The following is a 24,593-nucleotide window of genomic DNA, read 5'->3' as shown; positions in this document are numbered from 1 at the left end:
ATGATTGAAATTAGTCAGATATCGAAAAGTTATCAGGGTACTAAAGTCTTAGATGACGTGACAACATCAATTAAAAATAGCGGCATTACCTCAATTATCGGCCCTAATGGCGCGGGTAAATCAACACTATTATCGATTATTGGGCGCTTATTGGTGCCAGACGATGGTGGTTATGTCAAAGTCAATGAGTTAGACGTATCGACAACGCCAAGTGATCAGCTAGCTAAATGTTTGTCAGTACTGCGCCAAGAAAATCAATTTGCCAGTCGGTTAACTGTTGAAGAGTTAGTTGGCTTTGGGCGCTATCCTTACACTAAAGGTCGTTTAAATATTGAGGATAAAAAGAAAATTGATGAGTCACTCTCTTTTCTTAATTTATCGAATTTACGCCATCGTTATTTAGATGAGTTATCGGGGGGCCAGCGCCAACGGGCTTATGTGGCAATGGTTTTATGTCAGGATACTGAATATGTTTTACTTGATGAGCCTTTAAATAACCTCGATATGAAACATGCGGTAATTATGATGAAGTTGCTGCGCAAAGCGGCTGATGAGCTGGGGAAAACTATTATTTTAGTTATCCACGATATTAACTTCGCTTCGGTATATTCTGACTATATTGTTGCCTTAAGAGACGGAAAACTGTCTTATCATGGTAAACCTGAGGATATTATGAAATCAGATATTATTGAGGATATTTTTGATACCCCAGTGGATATAAAGCGAGTTGATGATCAGTTCATTGCGCTGTACTACTAAATATTCGTCCTCATTTAGGCGGTAGTGGTTTAGCTACTCGGGTCACATACTGACCCGAGATATCGCCGCTTTCCGCCTTGCTACAAGCTCAATTGGTTACAATATTCGCAGTGAAAATTACTGTGGTGTGATTTCAATATCTTCATCAGTCGCTAATAAATCCAAAGACTGTAATACTTCCAAGCGTTTAATCCCATCAGCATTTACTACCAAACGCGCCAGCTCATTGTAAGTTTTCTTGTTAATGGTGACGCGGCGGCAGAGATAAATATGGTAAACCTTTTCACCAATAATAGCGGGTTCATCTTCATTAACGGTTAATTCTTCATAGCTAATATCAATGTATTTCAAAAAGTCAGAAATATTAAAGCGGGTGATATCAGCAATAGAAGACTGGTTTTTCTCAAAAACAGAATGGCGGTTATGGAGTAATACGTCCTTTCGATAATATAGAATATCTTCCATACGCTGTACATTGACCAAATTCACCCAGTGAGATTGCTGGCGCATTTCACGAATATCTGGCGATAGCATGTTTTCGCTGATAAACCGAAAGGATTCCTTACATACCCCAACAGGGGCTTTAACGCCTTCGCGATAAATACGTAATTGCCTGTCAGGTATCCATTTTTGGAAGAGCCGGTACAATTGCTCCCTACCGATTTCTTTTAGCCTATCTTTAAAAATATAACCGATGACCATAGCCAAAAATAAGTTTGCACTTAATGCACCGTATTTGCCCTGCCAAAGAAAGGCAATTAGCGTGGCAAAAATCATCGAAATAGCCGCAGCAATACCATAAATAGAATGCAACAGTAGCGGTAAACCGCGCTTATGGCGGATTTCTAAGTAGAGATAGCGATTAATATATTTTTTTAATAGATTGCGTCGGTAGGTAACCAATTCAGCATCTGTTTCGTCACTGGGAAAGCAATCAGGGTAGTGCTTCTTCAAGTAACGCATTTCTTGATACCAAAAATGGTGTATTTCTTCACGTATCGGTATTTGTTTATCAGCCAATAAACCACGTAAGTAATTGATGGTGTAATAAGTCATAAACTCATCGCAATAGGAAAATGCATTGGAGTGAATGGCTTCTTCTATATGAGCTGCAAGCGGTAACAAGGCACGGTAAGCGTTTAGGCATTTCCCAATATCAGCAACTAGCTCGGTTAGATATTCGGGAGTTTGTCGCTGCGGGTTTTTGCTGACCATTTTGATATTGAGACGCACGGTTTTCTTGATGGTGAGCGCATAGCGTTTTAGTTTATTTTCATACTCATCTAGCGATGGGGGATTCAGCGGGTCACATTGTTCTAACCAGCGCTTTAAATCGTTTAGCTCCCCGTTTTCATCTGGTGAGGCAGACAGTTTAATCGCAGGAGGGCTGAGGCGAATATAATTTTTGAGGCTACGTTGAAGGTTTGACGGTGTGTATAAGTCAGGGTTAACTTGCAATGAAGAAGGCAGAAAGAAAAATGTTTCAACTTGGTAGCGGATCTCTTTAGATTTGCGTGGAAATAAAACTTTTTGTTTTATTTCAAATTGCTTTTTCCCGTGGATCTTAAGAGACTCTCTGATCATATTGCGCCTTTATAAGTAACTTTTTATATTTTTTATTTTTCTATCAATCAGTGAAGCATAACATGGTTTGTCAAAACCCTAAAATAGCGGAAATTACGATGACAACCTGTGAAAGATAGTGAAAAAGTATGATGAAAGGAAAAGGGAAGGAACAAGAAAATATAACGAGGCATAAATAAGTTATGCCCCATTATCGTGTTGTTACTCGTTAGAATAACTTATTTTTTTGCAGCTGGACGAACTGCGGTAACTTCAATTTCAACTCTCCAAGCTGGGTTTGCTAGCTTAGCGACTTGGAAAGTAGAACGAGCTGGCAGATTAGTAATTTTCTCAGACTCATAGAACTTGTTATAACCCGCCATGAAACCAGCGAAGTCCATAGTGCCTTGAGTTTCTTCACCACCAACTAAGAATACTTGCATTTTAACAACATCATTCATTGTCAAACCCATGTCAGCTAGGTTTGCTTGAATTTGTTTTAGCACGTTGATTGTCTGTGCTTCGGTATTACCATAAGACTCTAAAACGCCTTCTTTAGCATCTGCAGAGATTTTTGAAGGGACTTTTCCGCTTAGGAAAATAAGGCTATTGCCCGCGCTGATTTCTACTGATTCAGAGATAGGAAATCCTTTCACTGGAACGCGTTTAACATCTTCAGCTGCATTTGCACTCGCTACACCTAAAATTAACGGTAGAGAAAGCAATAAAGTTTTATAGCGCATGTAAACTCCTTAACATTATCAAAGTAAAAAGGATCTGTTAGTGTTATTTAAAACTAAATTTAAGTTTAGCTTAATTCCATTGACTCGCAGATCCCAGTAAAAAAAAGCGTATTCTCGGTTATTAATTAAAACGAGAAAGTTTATACGGCGTTGGGTCGATAAATGGTGTTTCGCCCATTAATAGTTCTGCCGTTAATCGACCAGATGCTGGGCTTTCAGTCATACCCCAACCTGTTGCGGTGTTGATGACCAGACCTGGGTACTGTTCGATTGTTGAAATAATTGGAATTTCATCATCCGTTGGTGCCACTGTACCACCCCAACGTTCAACCACTTTAGATTCTTTAAATACTGGGAATTCTTTTCTCAGTCTTTCTAGGACGCCATCTAAGTGATCATTGTTTGGTGTATTGGTCGCGGTACGGAATTCTTCAAATGGTGTTTTCTCATCTAAATTCCAAGACGTTGCCATCATGAACGAGTTAAATAAGTCTTTACCGATAGAGAATTCTAATGGTAATTCACCACCTTGCAACAGGTGCATAAATTTAGGACCTAACAGGAAGCTGTCTTTAACGATAGAGCTGGTAAAGATACGTGGTGCAACGGCATAGGTGCCATCAGCTTGTTCACGGAAGTGAATACCATTAGGTAAGTGGACGTTGCCTTTCGGTGCGCCCGGAACGCCGGTAATGCGTTGTTGTGACAGGTAAACGTTCAGCGTTGGAACGTCGATACCTAAGTTGCCCATAAATAGACGAGACCAAATACCACCAGTTAGAACTACACGAGAGGTCTTGATTGCGCCTTTTTCAGTGACAACATCAGAAATTTTGCCGCCTGCGGTTTCAATACCGCGTACTGCGCAGTTGGTATAGATGCGAATACCAATTGATTTAGCGTAGTTAGCCATGGTTGGGGTGACAACCTCAGGGTCTAGACTACCTGAGTCTTCTTCAAACCCACCAATTTTCCATGGTGTTTGAGCGTCGACTAGACGATTAGCTAACTCAGTACCTTCGATCATTCGGGTACGTAATGGCGTATCAAAACCTGGGTTTTCAGAAGCAGATTTAATCCATGCTCTTGAAATTTCTAAATCTTCTTCGCTTGAAGGAACTTCAACACGGCCTTGAACACGGTAGCTGGTATCAGCACCAATTTTTTCGTTCATACCGAGCCATTGAATTTTCCCATAGTGGTGTAAAGGAAAAATTGCTGGAGAGGTTTTGTAACTGATAATTTGGCTGTATGCGCGGCCTGATTGCTCACCACCGACAACACCTTTTTCACAGATAACAACATTAAGACCTTTTTCCGCAAGGTTTATTGCCGTCATGATCCCTTGAAGACCAGCACCGATAATAACTGCATCAGCAGATTCCGGTAGTTTGCCTTCGGTACCTGCAACCGCAGGTACTCGTGATTTAGTCGATTCGAAACGACCTTCACGATTGATCATAGGAACAACCGCAGCACCCCCTGCTAGAACCCCAGCAGCACCAACCCCTAATAATAGCTTTCTTCTCGAGATTTTCATCTATAACCTCAATAACAATCTTGTTTTTTATATAGTAAATAATTTCAAATTGAGATAATGATCTTATCATATATTTTGAAATTGTTAAGTAGGGTTAGCATTTGTTAATAACTGTCGATTAAATGAAAAGTGAAGTAAATTGATATAGTCAGTGCTGTAAAGGGTTTGTCGCGAGTAGCTCTATTTTATCTATACATCAATTCTTATTTTAAAAATGTAAATGTCATTAAAAGTGTACAGGTGTAAATATTGGTATTTTGCTTAAGTTGAATAATTAGTAATTAATTATCAGCGAGAGGTTAATTATTAATCGTAGATGAAAATGCTAAATATCATTTAAGTCCTAATAATCAAATATGATGTAAAAAAAGCTTAGTTAAAAAGAATGAGCTATTTTTTGTTCAGTTGATTATTAATTAGTCTTTATGGTTACCTTTCAATCAATATATAGCTTTGTGGGACTGTTTTGTTTTTAAGTTTTAGTTAATTAATTGATATTTATGATTTTATTTTATGATGGGCGTGGTGAGTCTAATTTAATTTATTGTTGGTTTTTCTAAATGGAGAATAATATTTCATTTTAATAAGATAAAATTATTTTATAGATTAGACATTACCTTGTCGTATAAGTCAGATAGGCTAGTTAATAAAATATAATTCTAAATGTAGACAATAATTTATTTTAACTGGTTGATAAAAATAAACATATAATTGTACTAAATAATAATTGGCGATAATTTTGATGTCGTTGGGGGATTTATATTACGATGCAGATGTAATTAGAATATTAAATATACATTTAATTACTGGGTGTATATTATTAAGAATATTTACATTATTAGTTAATATACACCATCGTGATGTTAATTTTCAGTTTTATATTCATTCCCAGTTGGGATTTGAGCAAAGAAATTAGCATAATCCTCGGAACGAACCTGTTGAAGGACCAAATAAAGCTCAGTTAACGGGGTTTCTGACCAGTCACAGCGAATATCAATATCTGCATATTGCCGGTTATTCCATATTTTTAATGCAGCAGAGCGTATCCCACGGTAATCACCACCTTCATTTGCCCCTGCTTGCATGGCGAGTAATAGCCTGTCTGCAAGCTCAAGATGTGAGTTTTGCTGATAACTTTGGTGTATTGCTTGAAGAACCTGCTCACCGGTTAGCATATTCCCTGCTGTAGCGAAGTTTTTTTCAGACAAACTACCACACCAAGGTAAGCATTTACTTCCTGTCCAGTCTGCACTTTCCCCATATTTATCAATAATGATCAGTTGCCGTAATTCACTGTTGGTATCTTCCATCAGAAGGAAATCTAAGCTCTGTTTGGCGTGGTCACTAAGCCGTAAATGTTCAATACCTTTTAAACCTGCTATCGGGTTGGTCATGGCTTGGGTTGCGATAGCTCCCACTTGGCTTGCACCATGCAAAACAAGGGCACCGACAGCGGGCCCGCCTGTTGCTGTTGCTGCGCCAATTTTCCCTGTTTGCGGACAGTGAGCCACAATTGAAAATGTCATTTCACACCTCATAAATTAGACATCGATCAAATTTATCATTATAAATTGTTGCGTGAAACATAATTTATCATCATAAATAGGATAAAAGATAAAATAATTAACAAAATTGACACAAATCACATTTAAAAATCACATAGCAATGTCAACGCTCGGGGAGGGCCGTATGAGGATGCGTTTATGCAGGTGGATAGCCAGTTTTTGGTTTTTCTGCTTTATTTCTACACCGACATTGGCGGCAAACCATAGTGATGTACTATTGCTTGGGCAGGTTGCGGAGCCGCAATCACTCGACCCGCAAGTGGCGACTGCGGCCAATGATTCTCGGATACTCGTGAATATATACGAAGGGTTAGTTCGCAATGCCGATGGTACATTGACACTTGAACCTGCATTGGCAAAGTCATGGTCAGTCAGCGATGACGGTTTGACTTACACATTTCATTTACGTGAAAACATCAAGTTCCATGATGGTAGTGCGTTTGATGCGCAGGCAGTTAAATTTACGTTTGACCGCATGCTAGATAGCCAACATCCTTACTATCATACTGGTCCATTTCCTTTATCATTTTTTTTCTCTGCGATAGATAAAATTACCACCCCAGATAATTTAACGGTGGTATTTACCTTAAAAGAGCCATTTGCACCGTTCTTATCAAATTTAGCTACCCCCGCAGGGCTGATTGTGTCACCGGCAGCCGTCAAGCAATATGACAAGGACTTTAGTCGTCATCCAAGCGGGACAGGGCCGTTTAAATTTGACGAATGGACGGCAAACCAGCGCGTTGTGGTCTCGGCAAATGAGCAGTATTGGGATGGAAAACCACACTTAAAAAATGTGGTTTTCCGACCAATAACGGACGCCAATACACGGGTAGCAGAAATGCTATCAGGTGGGATTGACGCGATGGTTGAAGTGCCTGCGGATAACGTCCCTTTATTTATCAAGGATGAGCGTTTTAAGGTTTATGAAGCCGTAGGGCCACATGTGTGGTACGTGATGCTAAATGCATCACAACCTCCTTTTGATGATGTGCGTGTAAGGCAAGCGGTAAATTATGCGGTTAATAAGCAAAATATCGTTAAGTATATTCTCCAAGATTCAGCTGGTGTGGCTGAAGGGCCTATTCCATCTGCTTTTGACTGGGCGTTTGACCAAGAAACAGAGGCTTACCCTTATGACCCTGAAAAAGCGCGGCAATTAATTGCAGAAGCGGGAGCACAAGGGCAAAAAATTGTTTTTTATGTTACGGAAGGGGGCTCAGGTATGTTAGACCCTATCCCGATGGCAACCGCAATCCAAGCAGACCTCAAAGCTGTTGGGTTATCTGTTGAAATTCAAACCTTTGAGTGGAATACCTATTTATCTAAAGTTAATTCAGGCTTACAGCAAGCCCACATGGCTGAAATGGCATGGATGACGAATGACCCTGATACCTTGCCGTTCCTAACCTTACATTCTGCATCTTGGCCCGATAAAGGCGGCTTTAATTCCGGTTATTACAGTAATCAACAACTCGATAGGTTGTTAGATAAAGCGAGAGTCACGAATGACCTTGAAGAACGCGCTCAACTGTATAAACAAGTACAAAAAATTGTTCACCGAGATGCGCCTTGGCTGTTTGTTGCTAATTGGAAGCAAAATGCAGTCGCGAATGAGCATGTTAAACATTTTAAATTGCAGCCGAATTTTAATTTATTACTTAAAGATGTTCGCAAAGATTAATTAACGTGAATATTTTCAGTTGGTTAATAGATTTTATGGGGAAAAACTATGTGGTTATACTGCTTTAAACGCCTGTTAGCGACGATACCCATACTGATTGGTCTAACATTAATTGTCTTTTTTATCATGGCAATGATCCCTGGGGAGCCAGCTCAAGCATTGCTTGGACCTTGGGCAACACCAGAGAACGTGGCTCGAGTGAAAACTGAGCTTGGTTTAGATAAACCGTTATATCAGCAGTATTTTATTTGGATGAATAATTTGATTTCAGGGGACTTAGGGCGTTCTTTTGTGCTGAATCGTCCTGTGGTTGATGAGGTCCTTGAGCGTTTTTCTGCCACCTTAATTTTGGGGGGAAGTGCGTTATTGCTCAGCTCAGTGCTGGGGCTATTAGCTGGGATTATTTCTGCGATCCGTCAATTTAGTTGGAGTGATAGGACGATCACATTGGCGGTTTTACTCGGTATTTCAATGCCATCCTTTTGGATTGGGTTGTTGATGATCATGCTTTTTTCGGTACAGCTACAATGGTTCCCCGCATCAGGAATGTATGATATTTGGCAGGGGGGCGGCTTTCGCGACTTATTGCATCACCTTGTTTTACCCGCAATAACCCTTTCGCTGGTTGCGACAGGCGTGATAGCGCGTTTGACGCGAACAGCAATGTTAGAGGTTCTACGCCTTGATTTTATTCGTACTGCACGCGCAAAAGGGTTGAGTGAACGCAAAGTCATTTTCCGCCATGCATTTCGTATGGCATTGGTATCGGTGATCCCTGTTATTGGTATTCAGGCAGGGTTTGTGTTTGGTGGTGCGGTTTATATTGAAACGGTTTTTCAATGGCCGGGCTTAGGGGCAATGTTGGTCAAAGCGGTAGCTACCCGTGATTTATTTTTAGTGCAAGGGGGCGTGTTAATTGCTGCTGCGTCCTATGTGTTTATCAATTTGCTGGCTGATGTGGTGCAAGCAATGTTAGATCCGAGGTTGAAATCATGAGTCATAATACCGCCCCAGTTATTCAACATCGTCATCGTCAATCAATAGGTTCTTTATTGCTCGCTAATCGCCTTGCGACACTAGGGCTGTTTATTTTAACCATTATTATGCTACTTGCCTTGCTTGCGCCTTGGTTGCCTTTGGCTAATCCAGATGAAACGGACTTAGTGAACCGCTTGCTCCCAGCTTTTTCACCGGGGCATATATTAGGCACTGACCATTTAGGGCGGGATATCTTGTCTCGATTATTGTGGGGAACTCGTGTTTCGCTGATGGTGGGTATTTCAGCGACGTTAATCGCTGCAATACTTGGAACCCTAATTGGTTTAATCGCCGGCTATGTGGGCCACCGAACTGATACCTTATTGATGCGCTGTATTGATATGTTGATGGCATTTCCATATATCCTATTAGCGTTAGCGATTGTAGCTGTACTTGGCCCCGGTTTATTAAATGCGCTATATGCTATCGCATTAGTAAATATTCCTTTTTTCGCGAGAAATATCCGTGGGTTAACAGTTGGGCTGCGAGATAGAGACTTTATTCAGGCCGCAAGGTTGTCAGGTAAAAACCATTTACAGGTCTTACTGACCGAGGTTTTACCGAATGTATTGCCAATCATTGTTGTCACAATGTCGACGACCATCGGGTGGATGATTTTAGAAACCGCTGGCTTGTCATTTTTAGGATTAGGAACCCAGCCGCCGAATGCTGATTTAGGGTCGATGCTAGGTCAAGGGCGTGCTCAGATGTTTGTTGCACCACATGTTGCTCTGGTTCCTGGAATTATGATTTTCCTGATTGTGATTAGCTTTAACTTACTGGGGGATGGGGTACGTGACATCCTTGACCCTCGCCTAAAATCAGGTGCCTTACATCGTTCACAACCGATGACACAAACAGACCGTATAAATATTCCTGCCAAAACCGAGGGAAAACAGGCGATATTGGAAGTTAAAGACCTTTCTGTCGCCTTTCGTCAGGGGGGGCAATTACGGCCTACCGTTAAAGGTATTAGCTTTAATGTTGGTGCGGGGGAATGTTTGGGGTTAATTGGTGAAAGTGGTTCAGGGAAAAGTGTAACTGCATTATCTGTTATGGGGCTTTTGGCTTCGCCGCCCGCGGTGATCACCGCAGGTGGCATCTATGTTGAGCATGAAGAAATGTTGTCTTTACCTTTATCCGTTATGCAAAGACGCCGTGGTGCTAAGGTGTCATATATTTTCCAAGATCCTCTGACTACGTTACACCCCCAATTTACCGTGGGTGTACAGCTTCGTGAAGCGATCACGGCTCACCAAGCGTTATCGAGTTATGATGCCAAAATGAAAGCGATTGAACTACTTGATAGCGTCGGTATACCGGATGCAGCGGAGCGTTTTGATGCTTATCCTCATGAGTTATCCGGTGGGCAACGCCAACGAGTTGGTATTGCGATGGCATTAGCGAATGACCCTGTTTTGATTATTGCCGATGAACCGACAACCGCACTAGATGTCACCGTACAAGCGCGAATTTTAGAATTGCTCGATCAACTACGTCGTGAACGAGGGGTAGCATTGTTATTTATTACTCATGATTTTGCGGTGATTAACCAAATTTGTGACCGAGTGGCCGTTATGCAGCAGGGCGTTATCGTAGAAACCGGTAATACACAAGACGTGTTACAGCAACCTCAGCACCCTTATACACAGCGGCTGATAGCCAGTGTTCCAAAATTGGGAGAGGGCAGAGCGTTTTTGACTCAGGTTGAGCAGCTTTATGGAAATAATTCCGCACAGGAGGCCTAATGAACAAGGTTATTGAAGTTAATCAACTGGTGAAAACCTTTGGTCACCCTCGCAGCTTATTTCATCCCCGAGGGAGAGAAGTTCAGGCGCTGAAAAATATTTCATTGTCATTGTACGAAGGGGAAACGTTAGCCGTCGTAGGGGAAAGCGGCTCAGGGAAAAGCACTTTAGCCCGTATTCTAGTTGGGTTAGAGAAAGAAACCTCAGGCGACATTACGGTACTCGGGCAAACTCGTGCTCAGTGGCAAAAACAGGGGGCTCGTGCTTTCGGTCAAGCTATTCAATATGTATTCCAAGACCCTGTTGCTTCTTTAAATCCACGCAAAACCATCGGTGAAACATTGTCGGTGCCTTTAAAATATTTAAAGCATATGAATCAAACACAAAGACACGGGCGGTTGGCTGAATTGCTTGAGGCTGTCCATATGCCAATGGATGCATTAGCCTGTTACCCTCACGAGTTTTCAGGGGGGCAAGCTCAGCGCTTAGCGATTGCGCGAGCGCTTGCCGCAGATGCGCGAATCTTAGTTCTTGATGAGCCTGTGAGCGCATTGGATGTGTCAGTACAAGCCCAAGTTTTGTTGTTACTCGAAGAACTAAAGCAACAGTTTTCACTGTCTTACTTATTTATTAGCCATGATCTGGCGGTGGTAGAGTCTATAGCAGATAGGGTGGCCGTACTCTATTTAGGGGATTTGCTAGAATGTCGTGATACTTGTGACTTATTTGCGGCACCAGAACACGACTACACTCGTAACTTATTGGCGAGTGCGCCGCGTATTCGCGTTGAAGCTTAGAAATATATTTAAAATCAGTTGGGGTCCTAATATGAGCACGGATAAGACAGCGGCTATCGAGCCAGTTCGCATTAAACGTACTGATGAAATTGTTAATGCGATAAAAGAAACGATTATGGCGGATAACCTGATACCGGGTGACCGCTTACCCCAAGAAAAAGAGCTAATTGAGCGTTATAGCGCGAGTAAAAGCACGGTAAGAGAAGCCTTAAAATCATTGGAAGTGCAGGGGTTAATTAAAACCAAAACGGGCCCAGGCGGGGGGGCGTTTATTGATTCAATGACCGAATCCCGTGCGATGAGCTTGTTATCAAACTATTTATTCACGCGAGATATTTCCATTAAAGATATCTATACATTGCGTAAATTATTAGAGCCAGTTGTTGCAGTGAGTGCCATTGATAATATCGATAATGCGGGAATTCAAAAACTGTATGACACCATTGCGATTTACGACCATGAGCCTGCTAATGAAGAGGAACGCTGGCAACAGCGAATGGCAGAGTTGGATTTCCATGCCGTCGTTGCCAGTTACTCTGATAATGTTCTCTTAGTGTTTATCTGCCATTTTTTACAGCGTTTACTTAAAGATTTAGCGGTTTGTAAAGACATTTACCTGAAACCCGAACCAGTAGATAGATGCCAAGGCATTGAATATCAGTATCAATTAATAGAGGCATTACGCCGTAAAGATGCCGCTAAGGTACAGGCGGTGATGGAAGAGCACATGAATTATGCCGAGCAAGCAATGTTGGCTCTACAAGCCACACTGCAAGAACGTTTTTTAAGTGAAGATAGGTAACATAATGATAGATAAAGCATATCTAACCTCAGTATTAAAGACACTTTTATGTACACCTAGCCCGGTGGGTATGACTGAGAAAGCGGTCGCACAAACGCACCAATGGTTGACTGAGTTGGGTTTTACACCGCAGTATACGCGCCGTGGAGTGTTATATATTACATTCGGTAATGATGAACCCAAACGGGCACTTGCAGCCCATTTGGATACCTTAGGGGCAATGGTTACTCAGCTCAAACCTAACGGGCGGTTAGCGTTACGTAATACGGGCACTTGGGCTGCGCGCTTTGCTGAAGGCGCTCGAGTCACCGTGTATGGTGATAATCACCAGTATCGCGGCACCATTCTACCGTTAAAAGCATCAGGTCACCGCTTTAATACCGAAGTGGATACTCAAGTGGCTGATTGGGATAACTTAGAAATTCGCCTTGATGCCCCATGTTATAGTGTGGAAGATCTACAATCTCATGGTCTGAATGTGGGGGATATGGTGGCAGTTGATGCCCAACCTGAATTTATTGACAATGGGTTTATTGTTTCTCGTCATTTAGATGACAAAGCAGGCTGTGCGGTGATGTTAGCGGCATTAAAATCGCTAGTGGACGATGGTGTGCTACCGGCTGTTTCTTGCCAATTGATGTTCACGATTTCTGAAGAGGTCGGGATTGGAGGGACTCATGGCTTTGGTGAGCAAGTTCAGGAATTATTAGCGATTGATAATTCTGTTTCAGCGCCTGATCAAACAACACGTGATGACGCATTAACATTGGCATTTCGTGATAGAACGGGGCCATTTGATTTAGCGATTACGCGCCACTTACTGCAATTATGCCAGCAATATAACATCCCTCATGTGCGCGATACATTTAAACACTACCGTTCTGATAGTGCGGCAGCTATTGATGCTGGGTGGGATATTCGGGCTGCATTAGCATGTTTTGCCTTAGATAGCTCCCATGGTTGGGAAAGAACGCATATTGATTCACTGGTTGCGTTAGCAACATTGGTACGACGTTATATTGAAAGTGATTTAGTGCCATTACCGGGGCAGTAATTTTAAAGCCATCTTCTGATAAAAAAAGAAGATGGCTTTAATCCTATGTATCACTAGCTTAGTTTGGCTTGCGATAAATATTTATCCATCTCATCTTGCGGTACCATACCGCCACCGGTCGCCCAGACAAGGTGGGTGGCATTGGCCATGACTTCTGGTGTCAGTGACTTAGACTGTAAATAGTCTGTGTTTTGGGTGACATGAACACTGCCGGTCATACCTGCTAGTGCGGAAGGCTCGAGCTTAATCGACTCCGTTTGATTAAGTAAGCTTAATAGGTTGTACATCTCGGTATCATCAATCGTGTAATAACCATCAATTAAACGTTCCATTGCACGCCCCACAAACCCTGACGCGCGGCCCACTGCAAGGCCATCAGCAGCCGTGATGTTATCAATGCCGATTTCTTGTACTGAAATGGCATCATGGAGCCCTGTATGCACGCCAAGCAACATGCAAGGTGAATGTGTGGGTTCGGCAAATAAGCAATGTACCGCATCACCAAAGGCTAACTTCAAGCCAAAGGCAACGCCACCCGGGCCTCCGCCGACACCACAAGGCAGATAAACAAACAGCGGGTGTTGGTTATCAACAATAATGCCTTGCTCTACAAATTGTTTTTTCAAACGTAAACCTGCAACCGCATAGCCTAAAAATAGTGTGGTTGAGTTTTCGTCATCAATAAAGAAGCAGCGCGGGTCTTTTTCAGCTTCTTTGCGGCCTTGTTCGACCGCAATGCTATAATCCTGTTGATATTCAACAACATTTACGCCGTGAGAACGTAACTTATCTTTTTTCCACTGACGTGCATCCGCCGACATATGTACACTGACACTAAAGCCTAATTTTGCACTCATAATGCCAATAGACATGCCTAAATTGCCGGTTGAGCCAACGGCGATACTATATTGGCTAAAGAATTGTCGAAACTTATCTGAGGATAGAATTTCATAATTATCATCAATTGATAATAAACCGGCTTCTAAAGCGAGCTTTTCCGCATGGGTCAAAACTTCATAGATACCGCCTCGCGCTTTTATTGAGCCCGAAATAGGTAGGTGGCTATCTTTTTTAAGTAACATTTCCCCAGTAATTGGCGTTTCATAACGTGTTTCAAGAGCACTTTGCATATTGGGAATAGCAACCACGTCGGATTCTATGATCCCTTGTGTGGTTTGCGTTTCAGGAAACGCTTTCATTAAATATGGGGCGAAACGTGTTAAACGTGCCTCGGCGTCTTGCACATCCTCGAGGGTCAACCCCACATAGGGTAAACCCGCTTGTGTGGTGGTTGAGTTTGGGTTAAACCAAGTAACTTGCTTTAAATCGATTAAGTCCTGAACTAAAGGGGTGTCAGCAATTAACTTATCAATATTTATCTGAGTCATAATTACTCTCTTTTAAATCACAAATGAAAGTGCAAAGGTGCCTGCCAGCGCAACGAGGGATGCGATAAGTGTGGCGACACTGTAAAAACGAAATGTTTCAGCTAAGGTGGCATTACAATATTGTTTGACCAGCCAGAACAAGGAGTCCGTCACGATGGTACAGCCAATTGCGCCTGAGCCGATGGCTAATGTCATGATCTCAGGGCTGATATGCGGGTACATTGGCATTAATGGGGCAACAATTGCAGTGGCGCCCATCATGGCAACGGTCGCAGAGCCTACCGCAGCATGTAGAATGATAGCCACTAACCAAGCCAATAGGATTGGGTGCATATCAATGCCTGAAAGAACCAGCGCAAGGGAATCGCTTAACCCACTTCCTTTTAAGATGCCATTAAACGCCCCTCCCGCACCAATGATTAATAAAATATTGGCGATGGAACTAAAGCTTTCTTCCGTTTTACTGAGTAGCACGCTCATGCCCATATTACGGCGAATGCCCAGTACGTAATAAGCGACAAATGCGGCAATAAACATGGCAGTGATTGGGTTACCAATAAACTGTAAAAGGGTAAATAATTGATTGTCTTTGCTCATGTTCAAATCTGCTGCGGTTTTGATCAACATGAGAATAATTGGCAGTAAAACGGTAAATAAAGTGGCACCTAGCGAGGGTAAATCTTTTTCTTCACGGACTTCTAAGTCAGAAAAGGCTTCTGGTACCGTTTTAAAAGGTAAGCGCTCACCTAAGAACTTTAGGAATAATGGCCCGCCGACCAGTGAGGCGACTAAACCAACGGCTAAGCCCGCAACAATCACAGTGCCAATATCTGCCCCAAGTTCATTAGTGACAAATAGTGCAGCAGGGTGTGGCGGAACGATACAGTGTACGGCCATCAGCGCAGTACATAGCGGGATAGCCAGTTTTAATAAAGAGGTATTGGTTTTTTTGGCGATGGAAAATGCCAGTGGGATCAACAAAACAACCCCCACCTCAACAAATAAAGTGATACCACAGATTAAACCAATTAGTACCATGGTGACGTCTGGAGTTAACCAACGGCTTTTCTGTAGGGTGATCCCGATGCGCTCTGCTGCACCTGAAATCTCCATCATTTTCCCTAGTATGGTGCCTAGTCCAATAATAGCGGCTAAAAAACCGAGTGTACCGCCAATCCCATTTTCGATAGCATTCACCATCTCTAACGGGTTCATTTTCATTGCAATACCGACAAAAAAGCTGGCGAGTAACAGGGCTAAAAAAGGGTGAAACTTAAATTTAATAATTGAGACTATGATCAGCAAGATACTAATAACCAGAGTACCGAGCATCCACATTGTAGAGTCCATATCCTACCCCTAATCATTTTGTTGTTGTACTTCTATTGGATAATAAATATGCAAGGGTGACAAACGATGAAACCTAAGCTTTAGATGAATTCAATTAATTCAAGTGCGTGATATGGGTCATATAAAATACCAATATTAGGATTTGCATCATATAAATTCACCTTAAAGGCGCTATATTGTTGATAGCAACGAGCTGGGTCATTTCTCAAATAAGGGGGGAAGAGGTTGGTGTCATCGAATTTGAATCAATTTGAACAATCCGGTTTTATTCAATGGAATAAGCGGTTATCGAGCTATCAATTATCCCGCCTACATACCTTTGAAGCTGCGGCGCGACATAGCTCTTTTGCCCTAGCGGCGCAGGAGCTTGCCCTCACACCCAGTGCGGTAAGTCATCGTATTAATACCTTAGAGGGGGAACTGGGTTTTAAATTATTTGAGCGTTTTCATCGGCGTATTGAGTTAACTTCCGATGGTGAGCGTATTTATTGGGCGTTACGTAAAAATCTGGATGATATTAACCAAGAAATTATTGATATCAAAAACCAAGAAATTTCTGGGGAATTAACAGTTTACTCACGCCCATCGATTGCCCAGTGCTGGTTGATCCCGAAAATTGCAGATTTTGCTAATCAATACCCATCGATTCAATTAAATTTATTAACAGGGAACGATGATGTTAATTTTCGCGGCTATGGTATTGATGTGGCAATTTATTATGATGATATGACAAGGTCTAATCTCTATTGTGAAGACCTGATGTCAGAGTCGATGGTTCCAGTGTGTAGTCCGAAATATGCCCAGCAATATGATTTGCTGAATAATATTCATCAACTAAAAAACTGTACGTTACTGCATGACCGGCAAGCATGGAGCAGCAATTCCGACTATGATGAGTGGAAAGCATGGAGCGAATACTATCAGCTACCCTTGTTTCCCCACCGCCGAAACCTGTGTTTTGACCGTTCAGACTTAGCTATTGTAGCCGCAATGAACCACGCAGGTGTAGCAATGGGGCGCAAGCAGCTGGTGGAAAAGCGGATTAAAAGCCGTGAGCTCGTGATGCCTTTTGGCGATACGCCATTAACCTGCCAACAGCGGTATTACTTTGCGATGCTTAATGATAAGCGGCACCCAAAAGCGGATATTTTTATTCAGTGGTTAAAACAGCAGGTTAGCTGAATATCGCAATTAAAATACAATAGCTTACCGCAGGGCACAGTACTTTCCCCTATAACCGTTAATACAAAAATTATTGCGGATTAACTAAACAAAAAAGGCAGGGCCTAATGTCAGCACTGCCTTTTTATCGATATAAAACCTTAATTAGCGGCTCAGAGCATCCGCCACGGATTTAAAACGAGCAAATTTATCGCGTAATTGCTGATGCCCAACGGCATTGGGTTGGTAAGTTGTCATTTTCGCTGTACTGGCTGAAATGGCGACATCGAAGCCGGAATAATAACCGGTTCCAACGGCAGCACACAGCGCCGCCGCTTGGCAGCCAGACTGTTGTATGTTGACGACATCTAACGGTAAATTACTCGCATCACAGAACATTTGCATCCACAATGGGGAGTGGGTTGGGCCACCCGTAAAGCGAATGGACTCAGTGGTATTATCGAGCCCAACAATGCGGTCTTGATGCAGCAAGTGAGAGAACACAATACCTTGGTAAATCGCGTAAACAATATCTGCATCTGTATGGTGAGAACTTAAACCTAATAGGCCGCCATGCAGGTTACTATGGTAATTAGAGCCATATAGCCAAGGGAAAAATAGGATATCATTTTGCCTTGTTGCCCCTTCGGCTACGCAATGGTTAAGTACCTCATAGTCCTGTAAGCGTTGATTGAAGAAATGGCGCGTAAACCACGCGAGGTTACTGGCTGACGTTGGGCTTCCTTCATGGACAAAATAAGTACCTGGAATACAGTATTTGCTCCAAACATACGGGTAATCTGATGGGATAATTTCATCAAAAACACGGGTGGAGATTGTCCATGTCCCAGCAACTGCACTCAGTTTATCTTTTTGATTGACGCCCGAAGCCAAGGCTGCACCGACAACATCGAAGAAACCACCAAAGACAGGCGTCCCTTCTGTCAGGCCACATTCTGCTGCTGCTTTATGCGTTACAGTCCCCGCAAGTTGGGCTGAATTGATCACTGGTGCTAATTTGTCATTGACCTCGTCAATACCAAATAGTTTGCATAAGCTAGGGTCGTAACTTGATTTAGTTTGGTTAAATAACTGGCTACCTGAAATATTAGTTTCTTCACAGGCAATTTGGTCAGTAAGGCGATAGCGAATATAGTCATGTACCATTAAAACATGACCTGTACTCCGGTAGTTATCGGGTTCGTTTTCTTTTAACCAGCGTAGTAATGCGACGGGGTGAGAAGCCCAGAGCTGCTGTAAACTCAGCGGATAGGCTTTGTCTACCGTGCCATTTTTATGCCATTCATCAACAATGGCCTGAGCGCGGGAATCCGAAGATACAATCCCATTTCTAACGGGTTTACCGTGTTTATCGAGTAAATAGAGGCCCTTACCGTGCGAAGAAAAGCTAACGCCCGAAATTTGTGAAGCATTCAAGCGGCTATTTTTAATCGCTTCGCGGATCACGCTACAGGCTGCTTCCCATAGCACATCCATATTTCGTTCACTAAACCCTGCTTCAGGGCTCTCAGTGGGGAAAGGGTGCTCTGCAACAACAATTTCTTGGCCTTCAGGTGTGTAGACTCCCGCTTTAATAACAGTACCACCAAGGTCGACACCCATAAAAAATGCATTCATTGTGGGCTCCTTTAAGCGTTGTACCAACCAGCTTGTTGCATTTTATCTTCTATCCAATGGCGAGCCTTAATGATTTCAATCAATGGTTCTTCTGCTTTTTCTGTCCACATTTCAATCAAAAAGGTACCGCGATAATTTAAACGCTTTAATAGTTTGAATAAATTCACAAAATCGACACAACCTTCCCCAAAAGGGACATCACGGAATTGGCCTTGGCAGGTTTCTGTTACCGCGTAGGTATCTTTTAAGTGAATAGCCGTGACGTGCTCAATACCTTGTGTGAATTCCTGTTCGACATTATTCCCCCATGCGGTCAAGTTACCCACGTCAGGGTAAACAGAAAACCATGGAGAGCGAATTTTGTCAGATAGGGCTTGCCACTTAGTGATGGAATTCATAAATGGCGTATCCATGATCTCTACGGCACACATTACCTGAGCCGCTGCGGCAACTTCGCTGACCCATTGCATCCCTTTTTCAAAATGGGCAATGGTCTGTGCATCTTGCTCTTCATAATAGACATCGTAACCTGCAAGTTGGATAGTCCGGATCCCAAGGTCTTGCGCTAATTTGATGGCTTTTTCCATCAAGGAATAAGCCATCATGCGAGTTGCTTCATCGTGGCTACCGAAAGGGAAACGGCGGTGACCAGATAAACACATTGTTGGAATACGCACGCCAGTTTGCTGGATGGCTTTGACAATGTCTAGGCGCTCAGCTTGGTTCCAGTCCAAGCGTGCAAGGCGTTCGTCGGTTTCATCCACTGACATTTCAACAAAATCAAATCCAGCGGCTTTAGCTAACGCTAATTTCTCTAACCAACTGCTATCTTTAGGTAATGCTTTTTCATAAATTCCAATTGGATGCTTGCGCATGGTGTTCTCCCTGAAAAATTTAACTTTGTGGTGATGTTTTATTAAGGCGCTGGTTGCGGGTCATGGCTCGTTTAGCACTCCATCTTTCTTTGAAGAATTTGAACGCCAGTGCCAAAATTAGGGTGATCCCCCAAACCGCAAGGTTAAAGTGCAGGCTGACTCCCAGTAGGCTTAAACCCGTTGCGATGACTTGTAAAACTAATAAAGCGCAGAATACACGGCTAACTTTCCCAACTCCGCCAAATGGGTTAGTCCCACCTAATACAATGGCAAGGATGGTGAGTAATAAATAAGAGTCACCATAGCCCATACGTGCAGAGTTAAAGCGTGCCATCATAATGAGGCCTGCAAGTACGCACAGAAGGCTAGAAATGGTATAGATGGCGATCATTACGCGGTCTGTACGAATACCGCTGAACCATGTGGCATTGATATTACTGCCACTCATGTAAATATTTTTCCCTAAGCGTGTACAACCTAAAAATAGGGCTAACAAGATAGCGGTGACAATAAAGATAATCATAGCAATAGGGACACCAAATACAGTGTCAGCACCAATAGCACGTACAATCGGTGGCATACCGCTGAGTGCGGCACCTTTAGTAAGGTAAACCCCAATACCACTGATAATGGTCATCGTACCAAGTGTGACTAGAATTGGGTGGGCACCGATATGGGAAATCATTAGCCCTGTGAGTGTGCCAATAATTACCGCGATGACCGTTGCACCGACTAATGCCAATAATAACCACATTAATTGCGTACCAGTTCCTGCCTCCACGGGTAGGTAATTAATAAAGACCCACGCCATAAATAAGCCCGTTAAGTTAGCGGTGCTGATAATCGCAAGGTTTAAACCACCGCTTAACATCGGGACAAACATGGCAAAAGTGAGTAAACCTAGCTCAGGTAATTGGAAGGTAATACTTAAAAAAGTATTTTGCGTAAAAAAATGCCCCGGCATAGCGATGCTGAATGCAGCTATCGCCAATAAGAAGATTGAAAGCAGTCCGATAACAGAGCCATCAATTTTAAAAAAAGCGTGTTTTTTCATGGTGATATTCCTGTTAAACAAAACCTACGTCCGTCTCTTTGCGTTTTTTGTAGTGAGTAATACAAATCGCAATGAGGATAACCATGCCGATGACGATATTGACGAAATAGTTAGAGACGCCAATTAAGTTGAGGCCATTCTTTAAGATACCGATCAGGAAAACCCCCATGAGCGTACCGATCACCGTACCGCGTCCCCCCGACAAACTTGCCCCTCCTAACACCGCCGCAGCAAGTACATCGAGTTCTCCTCCTACGAGGGCACTGGGTACCACTTCACTCATTCGGTAAGTTTGCAACATGCCACCAATGGCTGCCATAGCACCTAGATAGCCATAAGCGAACAAATAAATGACGGAAACTCGAATACCAATACGAGTCGCAGACTCTTGGCTGCCCCCAACCGCATATAACTGGCGGCCAATATGGGTTTTATTCATTAAAATCCAAGTCAGGAAGGCAATACCAAGCATCACTAAAAGAGGCAGGCCAACTTGGTAGTATTCCCCATCGACTTCGAACGGCAAGATAGTCACAGGGTCTACCCACCAATCGGGTAAATCATAAATACTATGACCATTTGTTAACCACATCAGCATGCCAAATAACAATGATTGCATACTGATGGTGATAATGATGGAAACCACATTGAGGGAGTAAATTAATATTGCATTGATTAAACCAAAAGCGATACCAATGATTATTGCCAATGTGATACTCAGGGCTGGGCTAGCAATAATTCCTTGTAATAACCATGTTGCTATGACGTATTGAACGACGGAAGCTACGGCCGCAAAAGAAATATCTATCCCACCAGTGACTAAGACGACAAATAATCCTAAAGCAAAGACACCTGTGACTGCATAGCTTTCACTTAGGTCGAGTAAGTTTTGAATAGTCAGAAATTGTGGGCTCATAGCAGTAAAGAAAACCACCATAATGATAATGACCCAAATTAACCAACCTTCAACTGATTGTGGTCGAAGTTTTTGCCAATTAGCCATTGATGATTTCCTCCAACTGTTGCTCATTGATGGAATCTGTCATGATTTCTTTGACGATAGTTCCTTGTTTCATATGTAAAATTCTGTCGCAGTTATAATAAGCTTCGGAGGCTTCATCGGTAATTAGAAGAATTGAAATCCCCACACCAGATAAACGGTGAATTAATTTATAAATACTGTCTTTTGCACCAATATCGACACCCACAGTTGGGGAGTCTAAAATCAATACTTTTGGGCGAGTTAAAATCCATTTAGCAAGAACCACTTTTTGTTGGTTACCGCCAGATAGCGTGGAAAGGGGGTTATTGGGGTCAGTTACTTTAATATCTAAGTCAGCAATCCACTCTTGGACAATGTCTTGACATTGTTTTTCATCAATCAAATGCAATGGGGTTTTTAAACGATCAAGAATGGAAATGACCATATTATCGGCGATAGATTGCTGTAATATCGCACCTAACGTTAGGCGGTCTTCGGATACATAGCCAATACCGTGTTTAATCGCTTCGGTATTGTTCTTCAGCTTAACGGGTTTACCTTCAATACGTAACTCACCATTATCGGGGTGAGTAATACCAAATAAAGAGAGCGCTAGTTCAGTACGGCCGGAACCGAGCAAACCACATAAACCTAATACCTCACCGCGTTTTAAACTCAACGAAATATCTTGATATTGGCCTGAGCGGCTGAAGTTTTTAATTTCTAGAACCGTACGTCTATCTTCCGCATTGTTTGGGGGTTTGCGTTCATGAACGATGTCTAAACCAGTCATGAGTTCGGTAATTTTGCGGGTGGTTAAGCCTTCAGCAGGCCATGTGCCAATTTTTTGCCCATCACGGATCACCGTAATGCGGTCAGATATTTCCTTGACTTCTTCAAGTCGATGACTGACAAAAACGACGGTGATCCCTTTGTTTTTTAAGTAGTTCACTGTCGATAGTAATTGATTTACTTCGGTTCGAGTGAGGGACGCCGTTGGCTCATCCATAATTACTAGGCGAGCATCCGCGACTAAGGCACGGCAGATAGCGACTTGTTGGCGCTGAGCAATGGGTAAAAATTGAACTGGCGTATCTGGGTTAATGGAAAAAGCGAGTTCATTGAGTATTTCTAACGCTTTTTCGCGCAATTTCTTTTTTTGGAACCAACCAAAATACCCTTTGAGGTTCAGCTCAAAAGCGATATTTTCAGCCACCGTTAAGTTAGGGAATAGCGATAAGTCTTGATAGATAACCTGTACGCCTAATTCACGAGCTTTATCGGGTGTTAACCGGTGGTAACTTTTGCCATCAATCTCGATTTTACTGCCATTATCAGGAGCGTACACACCGCTGATAGTTTTGATCAGGGTACTTTTTCCACACCCATTGGTGCCTGCTAAACAGTGCACCTCACCTTTGTTTAGCGTCAAATCAATATTGCGTAATGCACGATGACCCCCAAAGCTTTTGGAAAGGTCTCGTAAGGTGATGAGTGGGTCGGATTTGTCAGCTTTTGAGGTGGTTGTCATAGGTATAATTCCTACTGCAAATAAATTGGTGTTGGCTTGTTTGTCATAGCGCAAGCTGTTGCGTTGTTGGCTACAACTCGCGCTATACAAAACAGTAAATTCAAAATGCTAATTAATATTGTATTTTTGTTTTAAATGTTATTTTGCTAGTGAAGAATTACAGGCCGACTTCAACCAATTTTTTGGTGTTTTCGATATTCAGATTGACAGGGTTATCACTTAAAATGGTATTGCCACTGACTTTAATTTCACCCATATCACCGATTGAAACGCCATCTTTAATTTCTTCACCGTTCATCATTGCAGTCGCAACTTGAACGAAGACTTGTCCTGCAACTTTAGGATTAGAAATGTAGCCACCATCAATAGCGCCTTTTTCTAGTAACTTAATGCCTTGGCCTGGGGTAAAGGTGCCGAATACACAGGTGGTATCATTTTTGCGGCGCTTATCAATAGCACGACCTGCACCGATAGGGCCTTGCGAGCCAAATGACATAATGCCTTTTAAGTCTTTGTGCTTAGATAACAGGTCATTAGCGGTACGCATTGAATCATCAACGGATTCTGCAACACCAAAACGGTCATCTACCATTTGCATTTTTGGGTAATTGGCTTTTTGGTAAGCAATGGCAGCATCCGCCCACTCATTAACAAGAGGGACCGTTAAACTGCCGACGAACATGGCGTATTTACCTTCTTCACCCATACAAGCTGCCATATCTTTCATATGGTTAGCTCCCATGCTTTGGGTATCAAGTAATTCAAAGTCCCAGTCTGCGTTGGTTTGATTTGGAGATTCGTGAGTAATGACTTTAATACCAGCTTCTTGAGCGCGTTTTAATACAGGCTCAAGTACTTTTGCATCGTTAGGAACGACACCAATGACATCCACTTTTTTGGCGATTAAATCTTCGATGGCACGAACTTGTTCTGCTGGATCAGCCGTTGTAGGGCCAACTTGGAATGCGTTAACGCCCAGTTTTTTACCTTCTTCGGTGATCCCTTGTTCCATAACGTTAAACCAAGGAATACCACCGACTTTAACGACTACGCCCATCGTGAATGGCTTTTGTGCTTTTTGTGATTCGGCCATTGCGACATTGGAAAACAGTGCAACGCTCATTAAACAAGGTAAAACTAATTTTTTCATGTTCATAGTTGTATTCCTTAGTGTAGATGGATACTAAATCGAGATCTCTCATCAACATAGGGTCAATGTTATTATCTCATTTAGGTATGCCTATAATTAAGCGCTAAGGAATTATGGGTACATAATATCCCTGCACTTTTTAATACAGAAAATAAATGAATGATTATTATT

General features: G+C 42.4%; 20 protein-coding genes. 8 read left to right on the top strand and 12 right to left on the bottom strand.

Annotation, left to right across the window (positions count from 1 at the left end):
• Window positions 1-759: an ABC transporter ATP-binding protein gene (locus ACHB7C_RS06230; RefSeq protein ID WP_042845548.1), complete on the top strand. Its 759-nt coding sequence runs from the start codon at window positions 1-3 to the stop codon at window positions 757-759.
• 117 nt (window positions 760-876) lie between these two features.
• On the opposite strand, the gene ACHB7C_RS06225 is transcribed toward ACHB7C_RS06230, so the two are convergent.
• The 4 genes from ACHB7C_RS06225 to ACHB7C_RS06210 form a co-directional block, all read right to left on the bottom strand.
• Window positions 877-2,343 (bottom strand): hypothetical protein, encoded by a 1,467-nt coding sequence (locus ACHB7C_RS06225; protein WP_042845546.1) that lies wholly within the window; start codon window positions 2,341-2,343, stop codon window positions 877-879.
• Window positions 2,344-2,561: 218 nt separating this feature from the next.
• Window positions 2,562-3,065 (bottom strand): RidA family protein, encoded by a 504-nt coding sequence (locus ACHB7C_RS06220; protein WP_042845544.1) that lies wholly within the window; start codon window positions 3,063-3,065, stop codon window positions 2,562-2,564.
• A 121-nt stretch (window positions 3,066-3,186) separates the two neighbouring features.
• Window positions 3,187-4,605 (bottom strand): FAD-binding oxidoreductase, encoded by a 1,419-nt coding sequence (locus tag ACHB7C_RS06215; RefSeq protein WP_042845542.1) that lies wholly within the window; start codon window positions 4,603-4,605, stop codon window positions 3,187-3,189.
• 863 nt (window positions 4,606-5,468) lie between these two features.
• The gene (locus tag ACHB7C_RS06210) at window positions 5,469-6,131 is read right to left on the bottom strand and encodes a DUF1028 domain-containing protein (protein ID WP_042845541.1); all 663 of its coding nucleotides are present in this window, start codon (window positions 6,129-6,131) and stop codon (window positions 5,469-5,471) included.
• A gap of 163 nt (window positions 6,132-6,294) precedes the next feature.
• Between ACHB7C_RS06210 and ACHB7C_RS06205 the strand changes: the two genes are divergently transcribed.
• From ACHB7C_RS06205 to ACHB7C_RS06180, 6 genes are read left to right on the top strand one after another with little or no spacing between them, the layout of a single operon-like run.
• Window positions 6,295-7,854: an ABC transporter substrate-binding protein gene (locus ACHB7C_RS06205; RefSeq protein WP_042845539.1), complete on the top strand. Its 1,560-nt coding sequence runs from the start codon at window positions 6,295-6,297 to the stop codon at window positions 7,852-7,854.
• A gap of 48 nt (window positions 7,855-7,902) precedes the next feature.
• Window positions 7,903-8,850: an ABC transporter permease gene (locus ACHB7C_RS06200; protein WP_042845538.1), complete on the top strand. Its 948-nt coding sequence runs from the start codon at window positions 7,903-7,905 to the stop codon at window positions 8,848-8,850.
• Entirely contained in the window at window positions 8,847-10,640 is a 1,794-nt protein-coding gene (locus ACHB7C_RS06195) for a dipeptide/oligopeptide/nickel ABC transporter permease/ATP-binding protein (protein WP_210786969.1), read from the top strand. Before ACHB7C_RS06200 ends, ACHB7C_RS06195 begins: the two co-directional genes overlap by 4 nt.
• On the top strand, window positions 10,640-11,437 hold the full coding sequence (locus tag ACHB7C_RS06190; RefSeq protein ID WP_395346742.1) for an ABC transporter ATP-binding protein: 798 nt from the start codon (window positions 10,640-10,642) through the stop codon (window positions 11,435-11,437). The genes ACHB7C_RS06195 and ACHB7C_RS06190 overlap by 1 nt, the downstream gene beginning before the upstream one ends.
• 31 nt (window positions 11,438-11,468) lie before the next feature.
• Entirely contained in the window at window positions 11,469-12,239 is a 771-nt protein-coding gene (locus ACHB7C_RS06185) for a FadR/GntR family transcriptional regulator (protein WP_042845532.1), read from the top strand.
• 4 nt (window positions 12,240-12,243) lie between these two features.
• A complete protein-coding gene (locus ACHB7C_RS06180; protein WP_129466485.1) occupies window positions 12,244-13,293 on the top strand; it encodes an osmoprotectant NAGGN system M42 family peptidase in 1,050 nt (349 codons plus the stop codon).
• A 53-nt stretch (window positions 13,294-13,346) separates the two neighbouring features.
• Here the strand turns inward: ACHB7C_RS06180 and ACHB7C_RS06175 are convergent, their stop codons facing one another.
• Complete coding sequence (locus ACHB7C_RS06175) at window positions 13,347-14,681, bottom strand: D-serine ammonia-lyase (RefSeq protein ID WP_042845528.1); 1,335 nt, start codon at window positions 14,679-14,681, stop codon at window positions 13,347-13,349.
• Between the two features lie 12 nt (window positions 14,682-14,693).
• Window positions 14,694-16,031, bottom strand: coding sequence for a D-serine transporter DsdX (gene dsdX / locus ACHB7C_RS06170; RefSeq protein ID WP_042845526.1), 1,338 nt, complete (start codon window positions 16,029-16,031; stop codon window positions 14,694-14,696).
• A 228-nt stretch (window positions 16,032-16,259) separates the two neighbouring features.
• Here dsdX and dsdC point away from each other — a divergent pair, with 228 nt between their 5' ends.
• Window positions 16,260-17,213, top strand: coding sequence for a DNA-binding transcriptional regulator DsdC (dsdC, locus tag ACHB7C_RS06165; RefSeq protein ID WP_129466481.1), 954 nt, complete (start codon window positions 16,260-16,262; stop codon window positions 17,211-17,213).
• Window positions 17,214-17,357: 144 nt separating this feature from the next.
• Here dsdC and ACHB7C_RS06160 read toward each other — a convergent pair whose 3' ends face one another.
• The 6 genes from ACHB7C_RS06160 to ACHB7C_RS06135 all read right to left on the bottom strand — a co-directional run bounded on the left by ACHB7C_RS06160 (window position 17,358) and on the right by ACHB7C_RS06135 (window position 24,422).
• Window positions 17,358-18,830, bottom strand: a complete 1,473-nt coding sequence (locus ACHB7C_RS06160) for an FGGY-family carbohydrate kinase (protein WP_395346739.1) — start codon at window positions 18,828-18,830, stop codon at window positions 17,358-17,360.
• Window positions 18,831-18,841: 11 nt separating this feature from the next.
• A complete protein-coding gene (locus ACHB7C_RS06155) occupies window positions 18,842-19,705 on the bottom strand; it encodes an L-ribulose-5-phosphate 3-epimerase (protein ID WP_042845516.1) in 864 nt (287 codons plus the stop codon).
• A 19-nt stretch (window positions 19,706-19,724) separates the two neighbouring features.
• Complete coding sequence (locus ACHB7C_RS06150) at window positions 19,725-20,759, bottom strand: ABC transporter permease (RefSeq protein WP_042845514.1); 1,035 nt, start codon at window positions 20,757-20,759, stop codon at window positions 19,725-19,727.
• A 13-nt stretch (window positions 20,760-20,772) separates the two neighbouring features.
• Entirely contained in the window at window positions 20,773-21,762 is a 990-nt protein-coding gene (locus ACHB7C_RS06145; protein WP_042845513.1) for an ABC transporter permease, read from the bottom strand.
• Window positions 21,755-23,272 carry a sugar ABC transporter ATP-binding protein gene (locus tag ACHB7C_RS06140; RefSeq protein WP_131680072.1) on the bottom strand — a complete coding sequence of 506 codons (1,518 nt, stop codon included), beginning with the start codon at window positions 23,270-23,272 and terminating at the stop codon, window positions 21,755-21,757. Before ACHB7C_RS06140 ends, ACHB7C_RS06145 begins: the two co-directional genes overlap by 8 nt.
• A gap of 157 nt (window positions 23,273-23,429) precedes the next feature.
• The gene (locus tag ACHB7C_RS06135) at window positions 23,430-24,422 is read right to left on the bottom strand and encodes a substrate-binding domain-containing protein (RefSeq protein WP_042845921.1); all 993 of its coding nucleotides are present in this window, start codon (window positions 24,420-24,422) and stop codon (window positions 23,430-23,432) included.
• Window positions 24,423-24,593: the final 171 nt, after the last annotated feature.

This window comes from Providencia sp. 2024EL-00732, from assembly GCF_044006275.1.
GTDB lineage: Bacteria > Pseudomonadota > Gammaproteobacteria > Enterobacterales > Enterobacteriaceae > Providencia > Providencia huashanensis.
Note: the sequence above shows the minus strand (reverse complement) of the source record. Positions and strands in the feature narration are given on the sequence as shown.